Source organism: Streptomyces gelaticus (assembly GCF_014649535.1).
Taxonomy (GTDB): domain Bacteria; phylum Actinomycetota; class Actinomycetes; order Streptomycetales; family Streptomycetaceae; genus Streptomyces; species Streptomyces gelaticus.
Genome location: NZ_BMTF01000002.1, coordinates 1 through 20444 on the forward strand (window position 1 = coordinate 1; position 20444 = coordinate 20444).

The following is a 20444-nucleotide window of genomic DNA, read 5'->3' on the forward strand; positions in this document are numbered from 1 at the left end:
ACGCCCACGGGTACGACACCGACGGGTACGACACCGACGGGTACGACACCGACGGGTACGACGCCCACGGGTACGACGCCCACGGGTACGACACCGACGGGTACGACACCGACGGGTACGACGCCCACGGGTACGACGCCCACGGGCCAGACGCCCACGGGTACGTCCACGGGTACGTCCACGGGTACGTCCACGATGCCCACGACGACGACGGGCAGTGCGCCGACAACGGCCAGCACCATGCCGACGAACCTGTAGCCCGGCGAGCAACCAGATACATGGCGAGAGCCGCTGCCCCGAGGTATGGGGCAGCGGCCCTCGCTGCTGTTCGTGAGATCAAGTCGATCCCATTTCCGAGCTCTGGGGCCGGCTCGGTCGACCCCGCCTTACTAGAACTGTTCTCTGACCTGATCCGGGAGGTGGTCCAGCGGCTATGCGCGGCAGGACAGTGGACGGACGGGGACCTTCCCGTCCTGGTCGTCGTGGATGCCGGTTACGACCTCACCCGTCTGGTCTTCCTGCTCCCCGACCTGCCCGTCGATCACTTGGGTCGGATGCGCTCGGACCGCGTTCTGTACTTCCCGCCACCGCCCCAGCCGCCTGGCAAGCGCGGACGCAAGCCCAAACGCGGACCGGAATTCAAGTTCGAGGACGCCACCACTTGGCCCGCTCCGGCGATCACCACGGTCGCCGAAACCACCCGCTACGGGCTGGCCACCGCCAGTGCCTGGAGTCAGCTGCACCTGCTGCTGGTACGCCGCTCGGCGTGGGCCGACCACCCCGAGGGCGAACTACCGGTCATCGCAGGCGCAGTGGTCCACCTCCAGGCCCGGGGACCGGGACCCCAAGCCGGTCTGGCTGTGGTGGTCAAGCCTTCCGACGACTCCTCGCTGTACGCGGTGATGGTGCGCGCGCTGCGGGATTGCTGACCAGAAACGACGAAGCCCCCGCTGGGGTCCGGATCGCTCCTGGGCGGCGGCTGCGTGTTCGATCAGCGGCGCCAGCGCTCCTGGCCAGGGCCCTTGCGGATAGCCGTACGGTGGGGGGCTGCTGGGGGTAGACGTACCGCCGCAGGTGGCGGTACGTCCCGGTTCGCCCTGATTGTTAGAGGTCGAAGTACAGCTCGAACTCGTGCGGGTGCGGGCGCAGCTGGATCGGGGCGATCTCGTTGGTGCGCTTGTAGTCGATCCAGGTCTCGATCAGGTCCGAGGTGAAGACGCCACCGGCCTGGAGGTACTCGTTGTCCGCCTCCAGCGCGTCCAGGACGGCCGGGAGGGAGGTCGGGACCTGCTGGACGTTCGCGTGCTCCTCGGGAGCCAGCTCGTACAGGTCCTTGTCGATCGGCTCGGCGGGCTCGATCTTGTTCCTGATGCCGTCGAGGCCCGCCATCAGCAGCGCGGAGAAGGCCAGGTACGGGTTGGACGACGGGTCCGGGGCGCGGAACTCGACACGCTTGGCCTTCGGGTTGGAGCCCGTGATCGGGATGCGCATCGCGGCCGAGCGGTTGCGCTGCGAGTACACCATGTTGACCGGGGCCTCGAAGCCGGGGACCAGGCGGTGGTAGGAGTTCACCGTCGGGTTGGTGAACGCCAGCAGCGACGGGGCGTGCTTGAGGATGCCGCCGATGTAGTAGCGGGCGAGGTCCGAGAGGCCCGCGTAGCCCTGCTCGTCGTAGAACAGCGGGTCGCCGCCGGCCCACAGGGACTGGTGGACGTGCATGCCCGAGCCGTTGTCGCCGAAGATCGGCTTCGGCATGAACGTCGCAGTCTTGCCGTTGCGCCAGGCGACGTTCTTCACGATGTACTTGAAGAGCATCAGGTCGTCGGCCGCGGCGAGCAGCGTGTTGAACTTGTAGTTGATCTCGGCCTGGCCGGCAGTGCCGACCTCGTGGTGCTGGCGCTCGATCTGGAGGCCGCTGTTCTCCAGCTCCAGGGACATCTCGGCGCGCAGGTCGGCGAAGTGGTCGACCGGCGGGACCGGGAAGTAGCCGCCCTTGTAGCGGACCTTGTAGCCGCGGTTGTTCACCTCCGACCCGGTGTTCCAGGCGCCGGCCTCGGAGTCGATGTGGTAAAAGCTCTCGTTCGCCGACGTCTGGAAGCGGACGTTGTCGAAGACGTAGAACTCGGCCTCGGGGCCGAAGTACGCGGTGTCGGCGATGCCGGTGGAGGCCAGGTACGCCTCGGCCTTCTTGGCCACGTTCCGCGGGTCACGGCTGTACTGCTCGCCGGTGATCGGGTCGTGGATGAAGAAGTTGATGTTGAGGGTCTTGTCGCGGCGGAAGGGGTCGACACGGGCGGTCGACAGGTCCGCGCGCAGCGCCATGTCGGACTCGTGGATGGCCTGGAAGCCGCGGATCGACGAGCCGTCGAAGGCAAGCTCGTCGGCCGGGTCGAAGGTCCCCGCCGGGACGGTGACGTGCTGCATCACACCGGGCAGGTCACAGAACCGGACATCGATGAACTTGACGTCATTGTCGGCGATGTACTTCTTCGCGTCGTCAGCGTTCTGGAACATCCGTCTCCTCCTACTCCCGGCCCGGGAGGGACGGGGTTGTGGCTCGTGGTGCGGCCGGTGCGGTGGCACACGCTGGACCCGACCATAGGCAGACCGGATTTCTCAAGCATGACCCATTTGTTTCGCAGAAGTTAACCGAGCCGGGCGCGACGGGCACCCCGTGACCGGCTACGGGCCGTGTTCCGGCCGCTCCGGAGGCCTGGAGCGGCACCCGCCCGGCCGGACGGGAGGGCGGGCGCAGTACCGTGTTCGGGTGGACAACAGGCAAGCAATCGGATCGTGGCTCTCCGGGCCTCGCGCGGCCGCCGAGGAGATGGGGGTCGACTTCGGCTACCGGGGCAAGCGGCTCGGCCTCCCCGAGCAGGGGCCGGGTTCGGTCGCGCCGCTCGGCCGGAGGTTCGGCGCGATCTTCATCGACTGGGCCCTGTGCCTGCTGATCGCATACGGGCTGTTCGCTCGCGGTGACCAGCAGGCGGCCGGGAACTGGGCCGTCGGCATCTTCCTCGTACTGAGCCTGCTCACCGTCGGGACCATCGGCTGTACGCCGGGCAAGCGCATCCTGGGCCTTAGGGTCGTCGCCGAGAACGGCGGCCGGCTGGCGTTCGGGCGGGTGGCCGTCCGGAGCGTGCTGCTGTGCCTGGTGATCCCGGCTCTGGTCTGGGACCGCGACGGCCGCGGCCTGCACGACCGGCTGGCCCGCGCCGTCCAGGTCCGTGTCTAGGACCGGGCGCGCACCCGAGGCAAAGAGGCGCAAAGAGGCAAGCAAAGAGGCGGGGCGCGAACCGGATCGGTTCGCGCCCCGCCTCTTCGTACGTCCCATGCCGCTCACATGCGTCCGGCGTCAGCGCATCTTTCCGCCGCGCGGCATCCGCATGCCCTTCGGCATGGGGCCCTTCGGCAGCGGCATGTTGCTCATCAGGTCGCCCATCGCGCGCAGCCGGTCGTTTGCGACCGTCACCTGCGGGCCGGTGAGGATGCGCGGCAGCTTCAGCATCTTGGTACGCAGCTTCCTGAGCGGCACCTGGCCCTCGTCGTTGCCGACGAGGAAGTCGTGCACCGGTACGTCGACCAGGATGCGCGCCATCTTCTTCTTCTCGGCCGCGAGCAGCAGCTTCACGCGGTTCGCGTTGCCCTCGCCGACCAGCACGATGCCCGCCTTGCCGACGGCGCGGTGGACGACGTCCTGGCTGCGGTTCATCGCGACCGCGGGCGTCGTGGTCCAGCCGCGGCCGACGCGGTCCAGCACCGCCGCCGCGGCGCCCGGCTGCCCCTCCATCTGCCCGAAGGCGGCACGCTCGGCACGCCGTCCGAAGACGATCGCCATCGCGAGGAGGGCCAGCACGAAGCCCAGGATGCCCAGGTAGACCGGGTGGTCGATCAGGAAGCCGACTCCGAGGAGGACACCGAAGGTGACGATTCCCACACCCGCGACGACAAGACCGACCTTCGGGTCGGACCGCTTGGCCATCTTGTAGGTCAGGGCGATCTGCTTGAGCCGCCCCGCGTTCTCGGCGCTGTCCGCGCCTTCAGTTTTTGCCTTCCTCGCCATGTACGGAAGTTTACGTGGCCTAGGAACGGTGGTCGGCCGCGGCCTCCAGTACGTGCTCGGCCTCGACCCTGTCCTTGGCCCGGCGCCGGTCCTCCAGGACGGCGGTCCAGGCGTTGCGGCGAGCGGTGCGCTGGCCGCCGGCCAGGACCAGTGACTCGACGGCACGGAGAGCATCGGTGACGGAAGGGATGGCGGTGGCGCGTACCGGCACGGCCTGCATCGTGGAAATCTCCTCGGAGCGGATGTGCGGACTGAGTTGCGTGGACTCAGTTGCCCGGGCCGAACTGCCCGGGACTGCGTTGCGCGAAGCGGGTGGCGTGCGCTGGGGTGCGGGAAACGGGGCGGCAGCAAGGCCGGAGGGCCGCTGCCGGCCACCGCGCCGCGTGCACCCAGCTTCACTGCCCGGTGTTACCAGCGCATGACCGGTCGGTCAAACACCAATGAAACCCTGATACGGCCGCCGCGCACGCCGAAGCGGCCCATACGCGCCCCCGACCTGCGGGGAGCGTACGGGCCGCGGCGAAACGGTCATTACCGGGCGGTAGTCTCTTGTGCCCGAATTCACACGGCGGGCGCGGCGGCGCCGCGACGCTCGATCGCCTGCTGGAAGAGACGTCCCGCACGGTACGAGGAACGGACCAGCGGCCCGGACATCACGCCGGAGTAGCCGATCTCGTCGGCCTCCTCCTTCAGCTCCACGAACTCCTGCGGCTTCACCCAGCGCTCGACCGGGTGGTGGCGCACGGACGGGCGCAGGTACTGCGTGATCGTGATGAGCTCGCAACCCGCGTCGTACAGGTCCTGGAGCGCCTCGCTGACCTCTTCGCGGGTCTCGCCCATGCCGAGGATCAGGTTGGACTTGGTCACCAGGCCGGCTTCGCGGGCCCGCGTGATGACCTCCAGGGAGCGCTCGTAACGGAAGCCGGGGCGGATCCGCTTGAAGATCCGCGGCACCGTCTCGACGTTGTGCGCGAGCACCTCGGGGCGCGAGGAGAAGACCTCGGCGAGCTGCTCGGGCTCCGCGTTGAAGTCGGGGATCAGCAGCTCGACCTTGGTGCGGCCGGCCTCCCGCTCCGCGGTCAGCGCGTGGATCTGGCGCACGGTCTCCGCGTACAGCCAGGCGCCGCCGTCCTCCAGGTCGTCGCGCGCGACGCCGGTGATGGTGGCGTAGTTCAGGTCCATCGTGACGACGGACTCCCCGACGCGGCGGGGCTCGTCCCGGTCCAGCGCCTGCGGCTTGCCCGTGTCGATCTGGCAGAAGTCACAGCGCCGGGTGCACTGGTCACCACCGATGAGGAAGGTGGCCTCGCGGTCCTCCCAGCATTCGAAGATGTTGGGGCAACCGGCCTCCTGGCACACCGTGTGCAGACCCTCGCTCTTCACGAGTTTCTGCAGCTGGTTGTACTCGGGGCCCATCTTCGCCCGGGTCTTGATCCACTCGGGCTTGCGCTCGATGGGGGTCTGGCTGTTCCGGACCTCCAGGCGCAGCATCTTGCGCCCGTCGGGTGCGACAGCGGACACTCCGGCACTCCCCTTTGCTTTCACTGCATTGGATTCTTCGGCGGACACCAGGGTACGCCCGTGGTTCAGACGGCTTTACGAGTGGCCAACCTGTGGCCGGCAGGGCCTATTCCCTCAGGAGTGCTCCGAGCGTCACGCCGTGGCCACGGCATCGTCCGTGCGCGCGATGGTGCGCGGGGCGAGCTCGGCGTTCTCCAGGACGTCCCCGAGGTGCTTCTCGACGACCGGGAGCACGTCCGCGATGGTGATGTCGCGGCCGAGCTCGTAGGCCAGCGAGGTGACGCCCGCGTCCCGGATGCCGCACGGCACGATCCGGTCGAACCAGGTGTTGTCCGGGTTCACGTTGAAGGAGAAGCCGTGCATGGTCACGCCCTTGGCCACCCGGATGCCGATCGCCGCCAGCTTGCGGTCCTCGCGGCGCTGGCCGGCGTTGGACGGGGCGTACTCGGGGCCGTTCAGCCGGGCGTCGAACTCCTCGTCGTGCAGCCGCGGGTCGAAGTCCAGGGAGAGCCCGCCGACCGCCGGGCGCTTCTCGACCGGGTCGCCCAGGACCCAGACGCCGCTGCGGCCCTCGACCCGGGTGGTCTCCACGCCGAACTCGGCGGCGGTACGGATCAGCGCTTCCTCCAGCCGGCGCACATGCGCGACGACGTCCACCGGGCGGGGCAGCTTCTGGATCGGGTAGCCGACCAGCTGCCCGGGGCCGTGCCAGGTGATCTTGCCGCCGCGGTCCACGTCGATGACGGGGGTGCCGTCCAGGGGGCGTTCGCTGTCGGTCGTACGCCGCCCGGCCGTGTAGACGGGCGGGTGTTCCAACAGCAGACAGGTGTCCGGGACGGTGTCCTCGAATCTGGCCGCGTGCACCTCGCGCTGCTTCTGCCAGGCCTCCTGGTAGTCGACGGCTTCCTCGCCGAATCCCAGCCGGACGAACCGAAGCTCAGCCACGACAGATGCCTTCCTACTCGCGGTGCCGGAAGCCGGGGGGCGCCCGGAGCCGCGTCACCATGCACTGAATCAAGCCCCTGGCCACTGTACGACCGGCCCCCGGGCGGCGGCCCGGCAGGTCTTCCCGTCAGCGCCAACCTCAATCCTCACACGATCGGATGAAAGTGAAGCGAAGGTGGCTGTGACCGCTGCGGAGGCCGCTAAATTCGCGCCGTTCCATAAGGGCTGGCCGACCAGCCCCGAAGGCAGGAGACCGTACAGCTGATGTCGGAACGACCTCCGCAGCGCACCCCCAACCGCCGACTCGCCTCGCTCATCACGGAGGCCGGCTTCTCCAACGCCGGCCTCGCCCGCAGGGTGGACCAACTCGGCCTCGAACATGGCCTGGACCTCCGGTACGACAAGACTTCCGTGACCCGCTGGCTGCGCGGTCAGCAGCCCCGCGGCACCACACCCGCGTTGATCGCCGAGGTTTTCACCCGGCGGCTCGGGCGCCGCCTCTCCGCACAGGACCTGGGCCTCGACGCGTGCGCCCCGGTGTACGCGGGCCTGGAGTTCGCCGCCACGCCCGCGGAGGCGATCGACATCGTCAGCGGGCTGTGGCGAAAGGACTCGGGCAGCCACGCGGAACTGCGCAAGATCGCATTCACCCCGGCCGGACTCGTCGTTCCCAGCAGGGACTGGCTGATCGGGCGGGCCGACGAGTGGGTGGGCCGGGGGAGCGACGCCGCGCCCCCGGGGCACGGCGGCGCCGGTGGCGCCCCCGGGGCCGGCGGGATCAACAGGTCCGTCGGGGCCGGCGGGACCACCAGAGCCGCGGCAGTCGCCGAAGCCGGCGGCTCCGTGCGGCCCGGTGGCCCCGGCGGTGCGCGCGGAGCGCCCGGAGCGCCCGGAGCGCACGGCTCGTACGGGGCGTACGGCGGTACGGCGGCGCCCGGTGCCGGTGGCCGCGTCGGGGCCCGTGGCCCCGTACCCTCCCGGCCCTCCGGACCCTCCACGCCTCCCGGCTCGCCCGTACCCCCGCCGGCCTCGGGCGCGGGGCTGCCGGGCGCCCCCGGCGTGCCCCGGCAGCGGCAGTCCGACCGCGTTCCCGGCCAGCGGGTCAGCGGCGGCGACGTCGCGGCTCTTCGCTCGGTCGGCGAGCTCTTCCGCACCCTCGACAACGCCTACGGCGGCGGCCACGCCCGCCAGGCCCTCGTCCGGTACCTGGAGCACGAGACGGAACCCATGCTCCGCGGGACGTACGGGGAGGCCACCGGGCGCCGGCTCTTCTCCGCCGCAGCCGACCTGACCCGGCTGGCGGGCTGGACCTCGTACGACATCGCGGCCCACGGACTGGCCCAGCGGTACTTCGTCCAGGCGCTGCGGCTCGCCCAGGCCGCCGGGGACCGTGCCTACGGCAGCTACGTCCTGATCACCATGAGCCGGCAGGCGGTCTACCTCGGCCACGGCAGGGAAGCCGTACAGCTGGCCCGGGTGGCCCAGCAGGGCATCGGCTCCTCGGCGCCGCCAGTCGTCCAGGCACTGCTGCACGCCGTCGAGGCACGCGGCCACGGGGTGCTCGGCGAGGCCAGGCACTGCACCACCTCGCTGGCGCGGGCCGAACGCGCGCTGGAGATCGCCCGGCACGGGGACGAGGTGCCGCACTGGGCGCGGTACTTCGACGAGGCCCAGCTCGCCGACGAGTTCGGGCACTGCCACCGGGACCTCCAGCAGTACCGCACCGCAGCGCAGTACGCGGAGCGCTCCCTCCAGCTGCGCTCCCCGGCGTACGCCCGCAGCCGGCTGTTCTGCCGGGTGGTACTGGCCTCCGCCCGGCTCGGGCTCGGCGAGCTCGACCAGGCGTGCGCGCTCGGCGCGGAGGCCGCCCAGCAGGCCTCGGAGATGCGGTCGGTGCGGGCGACGGAGTACGTACGGGACTTCGAGCGGCGGCTGGAGCCGTACCGGGATGCCGCTGCGGTACGCGGCTACCGCGAACGGGTCGCCGCGCTGGGGTGAGCCCGAGGCGGCCACCGGCCGCCTCGGGCCTCGCGCCCGGGCGTCGTGGAGAGGCCCTGGACGGCCCTACGCCGCCTCGGGCAGCGCCGTCCCGCTCCCCGGCCGTACCCCCAGGTCGGTGAGGATCGCCTCGGCCGCGCGGCGGCCCGAGAACAGGGCGCCCTGCACCGTGCTGGTGTCGCGGTGGTCGCCGCACACGTACAGACCGGCGAGCAGCCGCACCGGGCGGCGCGGGTCGTGCGGGGCCGGCATCGCGGGGACCGCCTCGGGGTCGTGGTGTGCGGCCAGCAGCTCCCAGTCGTCGGTAGGGGTGCCGTACAACGCGGCGAGATGGGCCCGGACCGTGCGGTCCAGGTCGGGCGGCGGGGTGCCGAGCACCGTCGAGCTGATCAGCGTACGGCCGCGCGGGGCACGCGAGGGGTCGACCGCGCTCATCACCGCGGTGTGCGCGACCGGGCCCGAACGGTCGGCGTCCAGCAGCAGCGCGGCACCGGTCGGCGGGGGAGCGGGGGCGGTGTGGTGCAGGACCGTCACCGGGTGGAAGGACGGCACCCGCAGACCGGGCAGCAGCTCCGCGGCGGCGCCCGCACCGGTCGCCAGCAGCAGGGAACGGCAGCCCAGTTCGCCGTGCTCCTTGGTGCGGACCGAGGTGATGTCGGCAGCCGTGACATGCACACCCGTGCGTACGGTGCCGGGCGGCAGCGAGGCCGCGAGGAGCTCGGGCAGCGTTGCCGCGCCGCCTGCGGGAACGCACAGCCTGCCGCGCGCATAGCCGCGCAGCGCGAGGTCGGCGTACCGGCTGGACGTGCTGAGCCCGGGGTCGCTGAGCAGCGCGGAGAGCAGCGGTCGCAGGAAGCAGCTGACCGTGCGGGAGGGCAGGCCCCGGTGGGACAGGGCGGCGAGCGCCGTCTGCTCGGGCCGGGCCAGGATGCGGGCGGACGGGGTGGCGGCGAGCCGGGACAGGGCGGCGCCCAGCCGGGCCTGGTCGATCGGCCCGCCCATCGGTGGCCGGGGGGCGCTTGCGAGGGCGCGTGCTGCTTTGAATGCGCCCCGAGCGCCCCGTACATCGCCGGTCCGGTACTGCCGTCCCTCGCTGTGGACGAGGACATCCGGGGCGAAGCTGCGCAGCACCAGTCCTTCGAGACCGGGTGTCCTGCGCAGCTCCGGGCAGGAGGTGTTGAGGAGCGGGCCGAGGTGGTCGAGCCGGAAGCCGTCCAGCTCCGCCGTGGTCATCCGGCCGCCGAGCCGGGGGCCGGCCTCCAGGACGCTGACGCTTACCCCTGCGCTGGTCAATCGGTGGGCGGCTGACAGGCCGGCGATCCCGGCCCCGATGATGACGACGTCCGCGTGGTGTGCCGTGCTGAGCACGTGCCCCTCCCCGAGTCGGCGCGACTGCTGGGAGGGTCTTGCCCCCAACAGGCCCCCGGAATGCCCGAGTTCGCAAGGAGGCTAGGAGCGTGGCCGAAGAAGACGCAGTCGCGCGCACCCGGGGCACCGTTGCACGGGGTCGCATGTCTGTCCGATTCCATCGAGGGTGCGCCTTCCCCGCAGGATGTGCCGACCGTTGCGGGGCTCAGCGCAGCGCCGCGCGGATCGCCGCGTCGATGCCCGGGAAGGCGAACACGAAGCCCGAGTCCAGCAACTGCCCCGGCAGCACCCGCTGGCTGGCCAGCACATCATCCGCGAAGTCCCCCAGCGCGATCCGCAGCACCGGCGCCGGGGCCGTGAAGAGCGTGGGGCGGCGCAGCACCCGCCCCATCGCGGCCGTCACCTCGCTGTTGGTGACCGGGTCGGGTCCGGTCAGGTTCACCGGACCCGACAGCGATTCCGTGTCCAGGATGTGGCGCAGCGCCGCAACTTCGTCGTGCAGCGCGATGAAGCTCCAGTACTGGCGCCCGCTTCCCAGCCGGCCGCCGAGCCCCGCCCGGAACAGCGGGAAGAGCCGGCCCCAGGCACCGCCCTCGCGGCCGACCACCAGACCGGTGCGCGCGTGCACCGTCCGTACGCCCGCCTCCTGGGCGGCGGCCGTGGCCGCCTCCCACTCCACGCAGACGGACGGCAGGAAGCCCTCGCCGGCCGGGGCGCTCTCGTCGACCGCGCGGTCCCCGGTGTCGCCGTAGTAGCCGATCGCCGACCCGGACAGCAGCACCTTCGGCGGTACGTCCAACGAGGCGACGGCCTCGGCGATCGCCGAGGTCCCGAGCACCCGGCTGTCCCGGATCTCCCGCTTGTACGCGGCTGTCCAGCGGTGGTCGCCGACCCCGGCCCCGGCCAGATGGACGACGGCGTCGCAGCCGACCAGGCCCGCCACGTCGACGTAACCCCGCTTGGGGTCCCACTCCACCTCGTCGCCGGCCCGCGCCGGGTGCCGTACGAGGCGCACCACCTCATGCCCGTCGGCGCGCAGCGAACGCACCAGCGCCGCTCCGATGAGTCCGGATGCTCCGGTGACAGCGATACGGGAGTGCAGCATGGGGTCCATCCTGCCCCAGTGGCCCCGCCGGGGCCGCCCGACGGGCCCGGAGGCTCCTCGTGTCATCGGTGCGTGCCGAGCGGCAGAACCGGGCTGACCCGGCCGGGGCGCCGTGGCACAGTGGCACGCATGCCCGAGATCTTCACGCACCCGGACTGCCGTGTCCGCCCCGCCGCCCTCTCCGACGAAGCCGCGCTCGGCGAACTCGACCGCGCCACCTGGTCGACGCTGCACGCCGTGGCACCCAGGCCGCAGCCGCCGTACGCGCCGTTCTTCGACGGCCGCCACCGGCCCGAGGACTTCCTGGTGGCCGAGGCGCAGGACACGGCGGGAGAGATGCGCCCGGCCGGATACATCAGGCTGATCCCGCCGACCCCGCTGGCCTGCAACACCCATGTCCGGCAGATACAGGGGCTGGCCGTGGCCGACTGGGCGCGCGGCCGCGGTGTCGCCAGGGCCCTGCTGCGGGCCGCCTTCGCCGCGGCACGCGGCGAGGGGGCGAACCGGATGACCCTGCGGGTGCTCGGCCACAACACGCCCGCGCGCGCCCTGTACGAGTCGGAGGGGTTCGTGGTCGAGGGGGTGCTGCCCGGTGAGTTCTTCCTGGACGGGCGTTACGTCGACGACGTACTGATGGGCCGTTCCCTCGCCCCGTGACATCGAGTTCTACGGCTTGAACAGGCGCATGCCGCCCATGAGTTGGTGCAGGCAGCGCACCGCCAGCTCGGCGGGTGAGCCGGGCCCGGCCGTCGGAGCGTCCGTCTCCGCCCAGGCCTCCAGCGCGACCCGTACCGCGTCCGTGGCGGCGGCCGCGGCGAGGCGGACCTCCAGCGGGTCCGCCCCGTCGCCCGCCAGCCGGGTCAGCACCGGCAGCAGCCGCTCCTCCGAATCCTGATTGACCCGGTACCAGACGGCTCGCAGTGCCGGGTCGTCCGCCGCGGCCCGCAGCAGCCCGCGCGTCCAGCCGAGCTGCTCGGCGCCGTCCGCGCCCGGCGCCCGGAGCGCCTCGGTGACCGCCTGTTCCAGGACCGCGGCGAGCGGTTCCCCGGGCTCGGCCGCCTCCAGCAGCGCCCGCCACCGCTCGGCCCCGCCGGAGAGCAGCGGTCCCACCGCGTCCTGCTTGGAACGGAAGTAGCGGTAGAAGGTGCGCAGCGCCACCCCCGCCCGGCCGGCGATGTCCTCCGCCGTGGTGCCGTCGGGTCCCCGCTCGGCGAAGAGCGCGGCCGCGGCGCGCGCGATGTCCAGCTGGGTCGCGGCCTTGCGGCGCTCGGTGAGGGACGGCTGAGTCGGCTCGGTGCTCATTCCCAGGAGATTACCCCGGCAGGATGAAGGCATGCGCGAAATGTCGTCATGGCAAAACGTGCCACCTAGGCGTACGGTGGACATAGGTCGGGACGTCATCGGGGCGCCGCCGAGACGCATCGGGACAGCAGTCACCGGGCAGTCACCGGGATCGGGAGATACAGAAATGAACCGCTACGAAGGCCGCCGCGCACTCATCACCGGGGCCGGCTCCGGCATCGGACAGGCCACCGTCCACCGCTTCCTGGCCGAGGGCGGCCGCGTCGTCGCCGCCGACGTCAACGAGGCCGGGCTGAAGGCCACCCACGAGGCGGCCGTGGCGAACGGCACCGCCGAGCGCCTCACCACCCTCGTCCTGGACATCTCGGACGAGGTCGCGGTCCGGGCGGGCGTCGCCTCCGCGGTGGAGACCCTCGGCGGGCTCGACGTCCTGGTCAATGCGGCCGGAATCCTGCGCTCCGAGCACACCCACAAGACATCGCTGGAGTTCTTCAACAAGATCATCGCGGTCAACCTCACGGGTACCTTCCTGATGATCCGCGAGGCGATTCCGGCCCTGCTGGCAGGCGACGAGCCGGTCGTCGTGAACTTCTCCTCCACCTCGGCGAGCTTCGCGCACCCGTACATGTCGGCGTACGCGGCGAGCAAGGGCGGCATCCAGTCGATGACGCACGCGCTGGCGAGCGAGTACAGCAAGCAGGGGCTGCGGGTCGTCGCCGTCGCACCCGGCTCCATCTCCTCCGACATGACCAGCGGCAACGGCCCGGGGCTGCCCGCCGATGCCGACATGTCGCTCTTCATGAAGCTGTCCCCGGCGCTCGGGGCGGGCTTCGCCAGCCCGGACACCGTCGCCGGCGTCGTCGCGATGCTCGGCTCGCGGGACGGGGCGTTCATCACCGGTACGGAGATCCGGATCGACGGCGGAACGCACTTCTGAGGCGACGGCGCGGCAGCACCGCTCGGCCCGGCCCTCAGCCCGGCCCGAACCGCTCCCAGAGCGAGGGGAAGCGCTCCGCCAGCGCCGAGTCGTCCTCGAAGTTCACGGGGGTGCCCTCGGGCTCGGCGGTCTGGGGCGGCAGGCCGAGGTCCGGGGCGACCACGCCGGTGAGCTGTTCGTAGGCCTCGTCGGCGGCGTAGCCGAGATCCTCGCCGTCCCCGTCGATCTCCTCGTCGAAGTCGTCGAGGAGGCCGGCGAGGGAGTCCGGGTCGTGCACGGCGCCCTCGAAGACCTCCCGGCCCTGGCCGATCAGCCAGCAGCGGAAGAAGTCGAAGGCGTCGTCGCTCGCACCGCCGAGCAGGACGGCGGCGGCGCCCCACAGGTCCCAGCGGTAGGCACGGTTGAAACGGGCCTCGAAGTGCCTGGCGAAATCCAGCACCGCGTCGGGATCGAGCCGCACCAGCCGTTCGACGAGCAGGTCGGCCTGGTCCTCGGGGTCGCCCTCGGCGGCCGCGCGGGTGCTGTCGATGATCTCCCAGAACTCCGTCTCGTCCATCACGGGTCAAGCATCGGCCCTGGCAGGAGGCGACGCACGCGGACGCGGGGAGAAGAAGCCCTCAGCGATAGAGCTCGCGCAGGCGTTCGGCGGCGGCGGCGAAACGGCCGCGCAGGGCGGCCGGCTCCAGGACCTCCGACTCCGGCCCCAGGGACAGCAGTTGACTGTGGGCGACCTCGTCGGACTCGACCGGCAGGGTGACCGTGAGCCATCCCTCGGCATCGGGCGGCCCGGCCGCCTCCAGGGCCTCGCGGACCGCCGAACGGTCCATGACGTGCGGCAGTCGGCGTACGCCCTCGGGTGACACCCGCACCGTCACCACGGTCCGCAGCAGCGACCGGGCGAACTGGGCGGCCCGCTCCTCCCAGAAGCCCGGCAGATCGAACCGCTCGTCGCGCTCGAACCGCTCGCCGGACACCGTCACGGCCGAGAACCGGTCGATCCGGTACACCCGGAAGTCGTCCCCCACGCGGGCGCAGACGTACCAGACCCCGGCCTTCAGGACGAGCCCGTGCGGTGCCATCTCCCGCTCCACCTCGCCGTCCCCGCCGCCCCGGCGGTAGTGCGCGCGGACGATCCGGTCGTCCCAGACGGCCTCGGCGACGGCCGGCAGCAGTTCGGGGGTGACCGGCTCCTGGTACCAGCCGGGAGCATCCAGATGAAAGCGCCGGCCGGCGCTCTCCGAGGCGTCCCGCAGTGAGGGCAGCAGGGCCGCCGACACCTTGAGCCGGGCGGCGGACGCGGCGTCCTCCAGGCCCATCTCGCGCAGGGCGGACGGCAGTCCGGAGAGGAAGAGCGCCTCCGCCTCGTCACGGGCGAGGCCGGTCAGGCGCGTGCGGTAGCCGCCGACCAGGCGGTAGCCCCCGGCCCGGCCCCGGTCCGCGTACACCGGCACGCCCGCCTCCGAGAGCGCCTGCGCGTCCCGGGTCACGGTCCGCTCGGACACCTCCAGCTCCCGGGCGAGTTCGGCGGCGGTCATGGCGGGACGGGACTGCAGGAGCAGCACCATTCTGATGAGACGGGCAGCGCGCATGCGGCCATTGTGGCCGCACGCCGCGTGAGGCGGCCGGGTGTGTGCCCGGCCGCCCTCACCTCACAGCCCGTACCGCTCCCGGGCCTCCTTGACCGAGGACGCGGTCACCTCGCCGCGGCGGGCCAGCTGGGCCAGGGCCGCGACCGTGATCGAGCGGGCGTCGACGCCGAAGTGGCGGCGGGCCGCGTCGCGGGTGTCGGAGAGGCCGAAGCCGTCCGTGCCGAGCGAGGTCCAGTCCTGCTCCACCCACTGGCTGATCTGGTCCGGGACCTGCCGCATCCAGTCGCTGACCGCGACGACCGGACCCGGTGCGCCCTCCAGCGCCTGGGCCACGTACGGCACCCGCTGCTCACCGCGGAGCAGCGCCTCGTCGCACTCCAGCGCGTCGCGGCGCAGCTCGCCCCAGGACGTGGCGGACCAGACGTCGGCCGTGACCCCCCAGTCCGCGGCCAGCAGCTCCTGAGCCTCCAGGGCCCAGTGGATCGCCGTGCCGGAGGCCAGCAGCTGGACCCGCGGGGCGTCGGCCGAGGCCCCGGTGCCCTCCTTGAAGCGGTACAGGCCCTTGACGATGCCCTCCTCGACGCCCTCCGGCATCGCGGGCTGCGGCTTCGGCTCGTTGTAGACCGTCAGGTAGTAGAAGACGTTCTCGGCCTCGGGGCCGTACATCCGGCGCAGACCGTCCTTGACGATCACCGCGATCTCGTACGCGAACGCCGGGTCGTAGTTGAGCGACGCGGGGTTCGTGGCGGCGATCAGGTGCGAGTGGCCGTCCGCGTGCTGGAGGCCCTCGCCGGTCAGCGTCGTACGGCCCGCGGTGGCGCCGACGATGAAGCCCTTGCCGAGCTGGTCGGCGAGCTGCCAGAACTGGTCGCCGGTCCGCTGCCAGCCGAACATCGAGTAGAAGATGTAGAAGGGGATCATCGTCTCGCCGTGCGTCGCGTACGACGTCGAGGCGGCGATGAAGTCGGCCATGGCCCCGGCCTCGGTGATCCCCTCGTTGAGGATCTGGCCGTCCTTGGCCTCCTTGTAGTACATCAGCTGGTCGCGGTCGACCGGATCGTACGTCTGGCCCAGCGGGGAGTAGATACCGGCCGACGGGAACAGCGACTCCATACCGAAGGTACGGGCCTCGTCCGGGACGATCGGAACCCAGCGCCTGCCGGTCTCCTTGTCCCGCATCAGGTCCTTGACCAGGCGCACGAAGGCCATCGTGGTGGCCATCTCCTGCTTGCCGGAGCCCTTCTTCAGCGCGGCGAACGCGCGCTCCTCGGGCTGGGGCAGCGCCACCGCGTGCGTACGGCGGGCCGGCGCGGGACCGCCGAGGGCGGCACGGCGTTCCTGGAGGTAGCGGACCTCGGGGGAGTCTGCGCCCGGGTGGCCGTAGGGCACCAGGCCGTCGGCGAAGGCGCTGTCCGGGATCGGGAGGCCGAGCAGCTCGCGCATGTCCTTGAACTCGTCGACGGACAGCTTCTTCATCTGGTGGTTGGCGTTCTTGGACTCGAAGCCCTTGCCGAGCGTGAAGCCCTTCACCGTCTGGGCGAGGATCACGGTCGGCGCGCCCTTGTGCTCGACGGCGGCCCTGTACGCCGCGTACACCTTGCGGGCCTCGTGGCCGCCGCGCGAGGTGTAGAAGCACTCGGCGATCTTCGCGTCGGTGAGCAGCTTCGCCAGCTCGGCGAGCGCGGGCTCGGCGCCGAAGAAGTGCTCGCGGATGTACGCGACGTCGCGGGTGGCGTACGTCTGGAACTGCGCGTCCGGGACCTCCCGGAGCCGGCGGACCAGCGCACCGGTGGTGTCCAGCCGGAACAACTCGTCCCAGGCGTTGCCCCAGAGCGTCTTGACGACGTTCCAGCCGGCGCCGCGGAAGGCACCCTCCAGCTCCTGGACCACGCGGAAGTTGGCGCGGACCGGGCCGTCGAGGCGCTGCAGGTTGCAGTTGATCACGAAGGTCAGGTTGTCGAGCCGCTCACGGGCCGCGAGGGCGAGGGCGGCGGTCGCCTCGGGCTCGTCCATCTCGCCGTCGCCGAGGAAGGCCCAGACGTGCGAGTTCGACGTGTCCTTGATGCTGCGGTTGGCGAGGTAGCGGTTGAAGCGCGCCTGGTAGATCGCCGAGAGCGGGCCGAGGCCCATCGACACGGTGGGGAACTCCCACAGCCACGGCAGCCGCCGCGGGTGCGGATAGGACGGCAGGCCGTTGCCGCCCGCCTCCTGGCGGAAGTTGTCGAGCTGCTGTTCGCTCAGTCGGCCGTCGAGGAAGGCGCGGGCGTAGATTCCGGGGGAGGCGTGGCCCTGGATGTAGAGCTGGTCGCCGGAGCCGTCCCCCTCCTTGCCGCGGAAGAAGTGGTTGAAGCCGGTCTCGTACAGCCAGGCCGCCGAGGCGAAGGTGGCGATGTGGCCGCCGACGCCGAAGCGGGCGCCACGGGTGACCATCGCGGCCGCGTTCCAGCGGTTCCAGGCGGTGATCCTGGACTCCATCTCCAGATCGCCGTCGAATGCGGGCTCGGCGGCGGTCGGGATGGAGTTGACGTAATCGGTCTCCAGCAGCTTGGGCAGCGCGAGACCGGCGCCCTCGGCGTGCTCCAGCGAGCGACGCATCAGGTACGCGGCGCGGTGCGGGCCCGCGGCCTTGGTGACGGCATCCAGGGAGGCCGCCCATTCGGCGGTCTCCTCGGGGTCACGGTCCGGGAGCTGGTCGAGCTCGCTCGGAAGCTTTCCTACGGGGTCGGTCATGATCGCCGCCTTCCGGAGTGGAGGGGGGTGGAGAAGGCCCTGACTGGCAGGACAGGGCGATGGGGCCGGTGGGCCCGCGGAGTGAACTGTAAGTCGCCGATCGATGATCGATCAAAGGGTGAAGGGCAAAACTTCTCGATCCGAAGAAATTGGCATGCGGTGCCGCGAAACGGGGCACGGAGTGACGGGATTTAGGGCGCAAAAAGGGCGCCCGCCTGCACACGCGAGCGCCCCGCGCGACAGATGCGTACGGCCCTCAGGCGCGCGGCGCGCAGCCGAGCACGTGCGCCTTGACGAGTGCGCCGATGTCCGGGTCCTTGCGCAGGAACGCCTCGATGAGGGCCTCGTGCTCCTCCGCGTACGACTTCTGCACCGTGCCCAGCCACCGGATCGACAGGGCGGTGAACACCTCGATGCCCAGTCCCTCCCAGGTGTGCAGCAGCACCGCGTTCCCGGCGGCCCGCACCATCTCGCGGTGGAAACCCACGGTGTGCCGTACCTGCGCCTCACCGTCGGCCAGCCGGTCCGCCTCGTAGAGCGCCGCCACATGCGGGGTGAGGCGCGAGCAGTCCTCGCCGAGGGCCGGGGCCGCCAGCTCCGCCGCGATCTGCTCCAGACCGGCCCGTACCGGGTAGCTCTCCTCCAGGTCGGCGGCGGTGAGATTGCGGACCCGCACGCCCTTGTTGGGCGCCGACTCGATCAGCCGGAGCGTCTCCAGCTCCCGCAGCGCCTCGCGCACGGGCGTCTGGCTGACCTCCAGCTCGGTGGCGATGCGGCGCTCCACGATCCGCTCACCGGGCTTCCATCGCCCGCTGACGATCCCGTCCACGATGTGCTCGCGGATCTGTTCGCGCAGCGAGTGGACGACGGGCGGGGTCATGAGGGGCTCCTTCGGGGCAAACCGGTGCTGTCCGCACCATCACGATTGCCGGGGCGACCGGTGGTGTCTAGACAATACGGCGGCGCCCCCGCCCGGAAGTGTTCCGGACGGGGGCGCCGCTGGTGAGGCTGGTTACAGAAGCGGTGCTCAGAGGCCGAGCTCGACCTCGAACTCACCGGCCTCCAGGATCGCCTTGACCGACGTCAGGTAGCGGGCGGCGTCCGCGCCGTCCACCAGACGGTGGTCGTAGGAGAGCGAGAGGTACGTCATGTCGCGGACACCGATGACGGTGCCCTCCTCGGTCTCGATGACCGCCGGGCGCTTGACCGTGGCGCCGATGCCCAGGATGGCTGCCTGGTTCGGGGGCACGATGACGGTGTCGAAGAGCGCACCGCGCGAGCCGGTGTTGCTGATGGTGAAGGTGGCACCGGACATGTCGTCCGGCGTCAGGCCGCCACCGCGGGCCTTGCCGGCCAGCTCGGCGGTCTTCTTCGAGATACCGGCGATGTTCAGGTCGCCCGCACCCTTGATGACCGGGGTCATCAGGCCCTTCTCGGCGTCCACGGCGATGCCGATGTTCTCCGAGTCGAAGTACGTGATGGTGCCCTCGTCCTCGTTGATCCGGGCGTTGATGACCGGGTGGGCCTTCAGCGCCTGGGCCGCCGCCTTGACGTAGAACGGCATCGGGGACAGCTTGACGCCCTCGCGGGCGGCGAACGCGTCCTTCGCCTGGTTGCGCAGCTTCATCAGCCTGGTGACGTCGACCTCGACGACCGAGGTCAGCTGGGCCTGCGAGTGCAGCGCCTTCATCATGTTGTCGCCGATGACCTTGCGCATGCGGGTCATCTTGACCGTCTGACCGCGCAGCGGGGACGCCTCCAGCTTCGGCGCCTTCGAGGCGGCATGGCCTCCGGCAGTCACAGCAGGGGCGGCGGCCGGAGCCGGGGCAGCGGCGGCGGCCCTGGCGGCCTCCGCGGCGGCGACGACGTCCTGCTTGCGGATACGGCCACCGACGCCGGTGCCCTTGACTGCGCCCAGGTCGACGCCGCTCTCGGCGGCCAGCTTGCGGACCAGCGGCGTGACGTACGCGCCGTCGTCACCGGAGATCGCGGCCGGGGCGGCCGGGGCGACCGGAGCCGGGGCGGCCGGGGCCACCGGAGCCGGAGCGGCGGGCGCCACCGGGGCCGGAGCGGCCGGGGCCGGGGCGGCGACCGGGGCCGGAGCCGGCGCGGGGGCGACCGGAGCGGCCGGGGCCGGGGCAGCGACCGGGGCCGGAGCCGGAGCCGGGGCGGCGGCCGGAGCCGGGGCGGCCGGGGCCGGGGCAGCGGCCGGAGCGGCACCGGCGGCACCGATGACGGCGAGCTTGGCGCCGACCTCGGCGGTCTCGTCCTCGGCGACGACGATCTCCAGCAGCACACCGGAGACCGGGGCCGGAATCTCGGTGTCGACCTTGTCCGTGGAGACCTCCAGGAGGGGCTCGTCCTCCGTGACCTCCTCGCCGACCTCCTTCAGCCAGCGGGTGACGGTGCCCTCGGTGACGCTCTCGCCGAGCGCCGGAAGGGTGACGTCGGTACCGGCGGCGCCACCGGCCGGTGCGGCGGCCGGAGCCTCGGCCGCGGGGGCCGGAGCGGCGGCGGGGGCCTCAGCGGCCGGCGCCGGGGCCGGGGCGGCCGCGGGCTCGGCGGCCGGAGCCGCGGCGGCCACGGGCGCACCCGTGCCGTCGTCGATGACGGCCAGCTCGGCGCCGACCTCGACGGTCTCGTCCTCGGCGACCTTGATGGCGGACAGGATGCCGGCCGCGGGGGCCGGGATCTCGGTGTCGACCTTGTCGGTCGAAACCTCGAGCAACGGCTCGTCGGCCTCGACGCGCTCGCCCTCGGCCTTCAGCCAGCGGGTGACAGTGCCCTCGGTGACGCTCTCGCCGAGCGCCGGAAGGGTTACGGAAACCGACATGGTTTCAGTTGCTCCTTACGAAAGTGCGGAAGTGGTCGGTCGTCGCGCCCGGT

Annotated in this window: 19 protein-coding genes; 5 read left to right on the forward strand and 14 right to left on the reverse strand. The window is 71.7% G+C overall.

The genetic code is table 11. The features are described from left to right. On the reverse strand, positions 1-242 hold a 242-nt coding region (locus IE107_RS02695; protein ID WP_189540607.1), incomplete at its 3' end, for a hypothetical protein. Positions 243-419: 177 nt separating this feature from the next. On the opposite strand from IE107_RS02695, the gene IE107_RS02700 reads away from it, so the two are divergent. Beyond that, positions 420-929 carry a transposase gene (locus IE107_RS02700; protein WP_189540609.1) on the forward strand — a complete coding sequence of 170 codons (510 nt, stop codon included), beginning with the start codon at positions 420-422 and terminating at the stop codon, positions 927-929. 175 nt (positions 930-1104) lie between these two features. On the opposite strand, the gene glnA is transcribed toward IE107_RS02700, so the two are convergent. Then, positions 1105-2514 carry a type I glutamate--ammonia ligase gene (glnA, locus tag IE107_RS02705; protein ID WP_189540611.1) on the reverse strand — a complete coding sequence of 470 codons (1410 nt, stop codon included), beginning with the start codon at positions 2512-2514 and terminating at the stop codon, positions 1105-1107. 253 nt (positions 2515-2767) lie between these two features. On the opposite strand from glnA, the gene IE107_RS02710 reads away from it, so the two are divergent. Beyond that, positions 2768-3235 carry an RDD family protein gene (locus IE107_RS02710; RefSeq protein ID WP_189540614.1) on the forward strand — a complete coding sequence of 156 codons (468 nt, stop codon included), beginning with the start codon at positions 2768-2770 and terminating at the stop codon, positions 3233-3235. 120 nt (positions 3236-3355) lie between these two features. On the opposite strand, the gene IE107_RS02715 is transcribed toward IE107_RS02710, so the two are convergent. The 4 genes from IE107_RS02715 to lipB form a co-directional block, all read right to left on the reverse strand. Further along, positions 3356-4063 carry a DUF4191 domain-containing protein gene (locus IE107_RS02715; RefSeq protein WP_189540616.1) on the reverse strand — a complete coding sequence of 236 codons (708 nt, stop codon included), beginning with the start codon at positions 4061-4063 and terminating at the stop codon, positions 3356-3358. Between the two features lie 19 nt (positions 4064-4082). Further along, complete coding sequence (locus tag IE107_RS02720) at positions 4083-4283, reverse strand: SCO2195 family GlnR-regulated protein (protein ID WP_189540618.1); 201 nt, start codon at positions 4281-4283, stop codon at positions 4083-4085. A 341-nt stretch (positions 4284-4624) separates the two neighbouring features. Then, entirely contained in the window at positions 4625-5584 is a 960-nt protein-coding gene (gene lipA, locus IE107_RS02725; protein WP_189540620.1) for a lipoyl synthase, read from the reverse strand. A gap of 132 nt (positions 5585-5716) precedes the next feature. Next, the gene (gene lipB / locus IE107_RS02730; RefSeq protein WP_189540622.1) at positions 5717-6529 is read right to left on the reverse strand and encodes a lipoyl(octanoyl) transferase LipB; all 813 of its coding nucleotides are present in this window, start codon (positions 6527-6529) and stop codon (positions 5717-5719) included. A gap of 264 nt (positions 6530-6793) precedes the next feature. Between lipB and IE107_RS02735 the strand changes: the two genes are divergently transcribed. Beyond that, positions 6794-8527: an NsdA family TPR-like regulatory protein gene (locus IE107_RS02735; protein ID WP_189540624.1), complete on the forward strand. Its 1734-nt coding sequence runs from the start codon at positions 6794-6796 to the stop codon at positions 8525-8527. A 66-nt stretch (positions 8528-8593) separates the two neighbouring features. On the opposite strand, the gene IE107_RS02740 is transcribed toward IE107_RS02735, so the two are convergent. Both IE107_RS02740 and IE107_RS02745 read right to left on the reverse strand, forming a co-directional pair. Beyond that, positions 8594-9895: an NAD(P)/FAD-dependent oxidoreductase gene (locus tag IE107_RS02740; RefSeq protein ID WP_189540627.1), complete on the reverse strand. Its 1302-nt coding sequence runs from the start codon at positions 9893-9895 to the stop codon at positions 8594-8596. Between the two features lie 205 nt (positions 9896-10100). Then, positions 10101-11000, reverse strand: a complete 900-nt coding sequence (locus IE107_RS02745; RefSeq protein ID WP_189540629.1) for a TIGR01777 family oxidoreductase — start codon at positions 10998-11000, stop codon at positions 10101-10103. A 129-nt stretch (positions 11001-11129) separates the two neighbouring features. Between IE107_RS02745 and IE107_RS02750 the strand changes: the two genes are divergently transcribed. Further along, positions 11130-11657 carry a GNAT family N-acetyltransferase gene (locus IE107_RS02750; protein WP_189540631.1) on the forward strand — a complete coding sequence of 176 codons (528 nt, stop codon included), beginning with the start codon at positions 11130-11132 and terminating at the stop codon, positions 11655-11657. Positions 11658-11666: 9 nt separating this feature from the next. Here IE107_RS02750 and IE107_RS02755 read toward each other — a convergent pair whose 3' ends face one another. Then, entirely contained in the window at positions 11667-12302 is a 636-nt protein-coding gene (locus IE107_RS02755; protein ID WP_189540633.1) for a TetR family transcriptional regulator, read from the reverse strand. Between the two features lie 166 nt (positions 12303-12468). On the opposite strand from IE107_RS02755, the gene IE107_RS02760 reads away from it, so the two are divergent. Beyond that, complete coding sequence (locus IE107_RS02760) at positions 12469-13239, forward strand: SDR family NAD(P)-dependent oxidoreductase (protein ID WP_189540635.1); 771 nt, start codon at positions 12469-12471, stop codon at positions 13237-13239. 34 nt (positions 13240-13273) lie between these two features. Here the strand turns inward: IE107_RS02760 and IE107_RS02765 are convergent, their stop codons facing one another. The 5 genes from IE107_RS02765 to sucB form a co-directional block, all read right to left on the reverse strand. Then, complete coding sequence (locus IE107_RS02765) at positions 13274-13795, reverse strand: DUF4240 domain-containing protein (RefSeq protein WP_189541363.1); 522 nt, start codon at positions 13793-13795, stop codon at positions 13274-13276. Positions 13796-13856: 61 nt separating this feature from the next. Next, on the reverse strand, positions 13857-14828 hold the full coding sequence (locus IE107_RS02770; protein ID WP_189540637.1) for a helix-turn-helix transcriptional regulator: 972 nt from the start codon (positions 14826-14828) through the stop codon (positions 13857-13859). Positions 14829-14888: 60 nt separating this feature from the next. After that, positions 14889-17558: a pyruvate dehydrogenase (acetyl-transferring), homodimeric type gene (gene aceE / locus IE107_RS02775; RefSeq protein ID WP_189540639.1), complete on the reverse strand. Its 2670-nt coding sequence runs from the start codon at positions 17556-17558 to the stop codon at positions 14889-14891. A gap of 256 nt (positions 17559-17814) precedes the next feature. Beyond that, positions 17815-18438, reverse strand: a complete 624-nt coding sequence (locus tag IE107_RS02780) for a GntR family transcriptional regulator (RefSeq protein ID WP_189540641.1) — start codon at positions 18436-18438, stop codon at positions 17815-17817. Between the two features lie 147 nt (positions 18439-18585). Beyond that, the gene (sucB, locus tag IE107_RS02785; RefSeq protein WP_189540643.1) at positions 18586-20391 is read right to left on the reverse strand and encodes a 2-oxoglutarate dehydrogenase, E2 component, dihydrolipoamide succinyltransferase; all 1806 of its coding nucleotides are present in this window, start codon (positions 20389-20391) and stop codon (positions 18586-18588) included. Between the last annotated feature and the right edge of the window lie 53 nt (positions 20392-20444).